This is a genomic window from Spirosoma sp., assembly GCF_048594605.1.
Taxonomy (GTDB): domain Bacteria; phylum Bacteroidota; class Bacteroidia; order Cytophagales; family Spirosomataceae; genus Spirosoma.
The window spans coordinates 1-4678 of the sequence record NZ_JBMDWV010000313.1 but is presented as its reverse complement, the minus strand read 5'-3'; the positions used below and the strand labels follow the sequence as shown (position 1 = coordinate 4678).

At 45.6% G+C, this 4678-nt stretch carries 6 protein-coding genes; 3 read left to right on the top strand and 3 right to left on the bottom strand.

The genetic code is table 11. The features are described 5' to 3' along the window. Positions 1 to 450, bottom strand: a 450-nt coding sequence (locus ACOJS8_RS18890; RefSeq protein ID WP_420150103.1) for an aconitase family protein, incomplete at its 3' end; no start/stop codon positions are given. Positions 451 to 744: 294 nt separating this feature from the next. On the opposite strand from ACOJS8_RS18890, the gene ACOJS8_RS18885 reads away from it, so the two are divergent. Then, positions 745 to 1236, top strand: a complete 492-nt coding sequence (locus tag ACOJS8_RS18885; protein ID WP_420150102.1) for a CHRD domain-containing protein — start codon at positions 745 to 747, stop codon at positions 1234 to 1236. A 74-nt stretch (positions 1237 to 1310) separates the two neighbouring features. On the opposite strand, the gene ACOJS8_RS18880 is transcribed toward ACOJS8_RS18885, so the two are convergent. Together ACOJS8_RS18880 and ACOJS8_RS18875 are read right to left on the bottom strand one after the other, a co-directional pair. Next, on the bottom strand, positions 1311 to 1778 hold the full coding sequence (locus tag ACOJS8_RS18880; protein WP_420150101.1) for an Hsp20/alpha crystallin family protein: 468 nt from the start codon (positions 1776 to 1778) through the stop codon (positions 1311 to 1313). 55 nt (positions 1779 to 1833) lie between these two features. Then, a complete protein-coding gene (locus ACOJS8_RS18875; RefSeq protein ID WP_420150100.1) occupies positions 1834 to 2100 on the bottom strand; it encodes a hypothetical protein in 267 nt (88 codons plus the stop codon). Between the two features lie 532 nt (positions 2101 to 2632). Here ACOJS8_RS18875 and ACOJS8_RS18870 point away from each other — a divergent pair. Together ACOJS8_RS18870 and gnd are read left to right on the top strand one after the other, a co-directional pair. Then, the gene (locus ACOJS8_RS18870; protein WP_420150099.1) at positions 2633 to 3145 is read left to right on the top strand and encodes a DinB family protein; all 513 of its coding nucleotides are present in this window, start codon (positions 2633 to 2635) and stop codon (positions 3143 to 3145) included. 369 nt (positions 3146 to 3514) lie between these two features. Continuing rightward, positions 3515 to 4678, top strand: a 1164-nt coding sequence (gnd, locus tag ACOJS8_RS18865) for a decarboxylating NADP(+)-dependent phosphogluconate dehydrogenase (RefSeq protein ID WP_420150098.1), incomplete at its 3' end; no start/stop codon positions are given.

Sequence of the window (4678 nt, the reverse complement as noted above, 5' to 3'; positions counted from 1 at the left end):
CACAACCTGGTGAATGATACCTGCACCGGGCTTCCAGAAGCCAATACCGTATTTATTCGAAATAGACGACAGAAAGTCATATACTTCTTTGTTCTTACTCTTGGCAATATCCAAATCCTGTACTGCTCCTACTTCTGCCTGAATGAGGTGATCACAGTGAACTGTTGATGGAACAGCAACCTGAGGCCGCCCAGCCTGCATAAACTGCAACAGAGCCATTTGCGCTGTGGCATCCTGCATAGCCACCCGGTCGGGTGCAAAATCCACATAGTCTTTTCCTCGCACGAATGCCTGTGCCGGGCGAGACGCCGAACCGGTACCTGCAAAAAGGTGACTGTATAAAATTTTCTCCGACAGAGTCAGCGGTTTGCCCACTGCCTGCCGGGCTGCTTCGACGCGTTCGCCGAGGTTTGCATAAACGCGCTGAATCATGTCTAAATCAAAAGCCATAGCAAGAAGGAATAACAGGTTACTGAAAAGTACGTACTATAAAGACAACCAACGAATTTGGAAAATGGATTCCGGTTAGCGGGTCAAAATTAGAAGATTCTGCCACGTTTTGGAAATATTACGCTTTATTCCCACGAATAGAGAGCAATTCTAAATAAAGTGACCTAACAACAAACCCGTTAAATCTGTTTATTTGCTGCTGAATAGCACCTAAGGATAATCGTTCTAAATTGCCAGCTTGAATTGCATTCATTTGTTTATGCTGCATATTTGACTCATAAATGCCAATTTCTTATGAACAAAAGAAACATTTTACTATCCATTGCAGCGCTGTTTGCGCTAGGCTTATCGCTTACTTCATGCCTTGACGACGAGAATCCGTATACGGTAGGGCTGGGCGTCACTCCTCCCACTCCTCCTACTTCGTTTACGGCTACGCTAAATGGCGCCAGCGAAAAGCCAACTTCAACTACATCTACAGCAACGGGTACGTTTGCTGGTAAATTAAACGAAACAACGCGTGTATTGAGTTATACTGTTACGTATACAGGCCCATTTTCTTCATCGCTTACGGGTGGACATATTCACCGCATCACCCCTAACTCAACCACTGGAACAGGGCCTATAGAAATCCCTTTCGCGAACTTGACGTCACCCATTTCTGGAACAACCACCCTGGCGAATCAGGCTCGCGTGGATAGCTTGAAAAATGGCTTTTATTACGTGAATCTGCATACAACGGTTTATCCTGCTGGCGAAATTCGGGGTGATATAAAACGGCAATAGTTGTCCATAAAACTCCACAAAAAAGCCAGTACGTAAATTACGTACTGGCTTTTTTGTACTTATTACGCTGCTAACTACGCGACCGTAATGGTTTGCGCAGGCTTATTCGTTTCCGGGTTCTTAGGAAGAACCACTTTCAGAACACCATCAGCATACGTAGCCGATATATTCTCCGTAAGCACTTTATTATTGAGTTGGAACGATCGTTCAAACGAACGGTTGCTGTACTCCTGATACGTGTACTTACCGGCCGATGTATTCTCTGTGGAATCTGACGGCTCGGTGCCTTGATACGAAATTGTCAGTACGTCATCTTTAACCGACAGTTTTACGTTTTCTTTTGCTAAAGCGGCTGCAAATAAAGAGATAACATACTCAATGTCTGTCTCCTCAATATTCACCGGTACCTGCTGAAATCCATGACGCCCCCAGAATTTACCACGGCCGAACATCGGCCCACCCCATTGGCCACCAAATTTACTACGTCCCCAGGCACCACAATTACCTCTATTACCGGTTTCAAATGCTTGTTTATTATACATGGTTGTGTTTTGTCTTGTGTTTACTGATTAATTTAATTGTTTACTCGTTGCTGGTTTAGCCGATAGGAATGATCCGTTCATGACTGGTTCTGGTCACACCTGAATGATACGTTGGATTATCAATCGATATAATGGTTGACGGCTGCCAGCCACCACGACCCAATGGCCCAAACGACCTACCCCCAAGCAACCGTGGCCCAACAAACCGAGCGAGCAGAAATAATCCAGCCCCTACCAGCAGGACTTTCACGATGAGTGTTATTAGAAAAAGCGCCAATCCGACGACCAGGGCAACGCCCGCTACTCTCCAAATGATGTTCATGTTATTTGTAATTAAATGGTTTATAAAAACCCGTTTACCAGGAAGCAAAGTCTATGGACAATGAGAAACCTACGCTTTTACTTCATCAATTTCAGGCTTTGATAGGGATGACGGACATGGTCTGGCTTTTACTTTAAAGTAGTTCAAACTTTTTTCAGAATTACCTTGAAAAGGCAGACCTTCACGCAGTATATATAAGTTTAACTATTTGATAATAAACATTTTAACAGTTTCAAAAAAAATGTAAAATTCTTTATCAAATTTACCTACATGCGTGTCGATGGCTCGTACGTAACGTTTGACCAGAAGGATTTGCCAATTCCAGGAATGACGGGTTCTGGTTTCGAAAACTCTTGCAAGGACCTATCCACAATGGGTAAGTAAATCACCAAACTTTGTGCCATGCGATTCACTGATTGTGAAACAGTTACAGGGTATCCGGTTACTATTCCAGAAGGATTGTTTATCCTAACAAACCGTTCGGTAATGGGTTAAACTGTCAGTGGAAGTTTAACCAAAACAGGTACAGACTATGGTTAATGATCAGGTTATCAATCAAACAGTTAGTCATCAACTGGAAAGCGCGTTTGCGCAATTGCTGGATAAGCTATCCTCGCTGAATGAGGAGGAATTAAACAAAGTGCCGTACCAAGGAAGCTGGACAGCCGCTCAGCTTGGCGATCATCTGTCGAAGGCATACGATATCATGCCCATTCTGAATGGTAAGACCGAACTGGCAGATCGGCCAATCGACGCCAAGATAGGCGTATTAAAAGCGGTGTTTCTAGATTTTTCGACAAAGATGGAGTCTCCCGCCGAGATAGCCCCCGCCGATGGCCCATTTGAGAAAGCCGAATTAGTAGGAAGACTAACTACACAAACCCAACTACTGATTTCGTACGCCCAACACAACGATCTGGCGCCGGTTTGTCTGGCATACGGCCTTCCCCAAATTGGTACACTGACTCGATTTGAATGGCTTTCTTTTCTGGCAATTCATACGCAGCGCCACCTTCATCAGTTGAATAAGATCCTTGGCGCCTGAACAACAGCAACAACCTACGAGCCGGTATTTGTCGATTCAAACGAGTGATTATCACTACGTAGTGCCCTGACAGACTGCGCGAATTCTTCCGGTCACTACGTAGTGAATGATACGTAGCAATCCATTTATCGGAACGGTCATCGACGTATCAAAAGCCACAGAACTATACTAATTCTGTTCACTGCTGTTCATCTATCCTGTTTCAGCATGAATTAGCGAACAGTACATACGTATATTTACGCGCCATTGATCAGCGTAACGGTTATTGGAAGTAGTAAAAATGCTTTACGTATTGACAGGAGCAGCAACGAGACGACTGTGCTCCTACGCAACCATCCTGTCTGTTATAGTTTAACAAATCACATCATAATGACAAAGCTTGCAGATATCGGCTTAATTGGTCTTGCCGTCATGGGGGAAAACCTCGTGCTTAACATGGAAAGTAAAGGGTTTACCGTCGCTGTTTCCAATCGTACAGTGGAGCGGGTAGACAAATTTATCGGCGGCAGAGGCTTCCAGAAAAACTTCATTGGCACGCGTTCCATTGAAGAATTAGTGGCTTCACTGGAGAGGCCCCGCAAAGTGATGTTGCTGGTAAAAGCCGGTCAACCTGTCGATGACTTTATAGAGCTGATTATCCCCCATCTGGAGCCGGGCGATATTATCATTGATGGCGGTAATTCATATTTTGTAGATACCATCCGCCGGACCAAATACGTAGAGAGTAAAGGTTTTCTGTACGTCGGAACCGGCGTATCCGGCGGAGAAATCGGCGCCTTGATGGGCCCGTCGATGATGCCCGGAGGCAGTGCTGAAGCTTGGCCGTTTGTGAAAGATATTTTTCAGTCCATAGCCGCAAAAGTAGACGGGGGTGTTCCCTGTTGCGACTGGGTAGGAAGCGATGGCGCTGGTCACTTTGTAAAAATGGTGCACAATGGCATCGAGTACGGCGATATGCAGATTATCGGTGAAGCGTATCAGGTCATGAAAGATCTGCTGTATATGAGCCCGGATGAAATGCACGAAGTGTTCAAAAAGTGGAACACCGAAGAGCTGGATTCGTACCTGATTGAAATTACGGCAGATATTCTGGCGTATAAAGACACAGACGGCAAACCCATGGTCGACAAAATTCTGGACACTGCCGGCCAAAAAGGAACCGGAAAATGGACAGGATCGGCAGCGTTGGAGATGGGTGTTCCATTAACCCTGATCGGCGAATCGGTATTTGCCCGGTTTCTGTCGGCGCAGAAAGACCTGCGTACACAGGCGTCCAAAGTAATCAGCGGTCCAAAACCTAACTTTGAGGGCGACAAAGCCCAGTTGATCGACGACCTGAAGATGGCGCTTTATGGAGCTAAAATCATCTCGTACGCACAAGGGTACAATCTGTTAATGGAAGCGGCCAAAGATTACAACTGGAACCTGAATTACGGCGATATTGCCCTGATGTGGCGGGGTGGCTGCATTATCCGCTCGGCCTTCCTCGCCGACATCAAAAAAGCGTTTGATAAAAACCCAGCTCTACCGAAC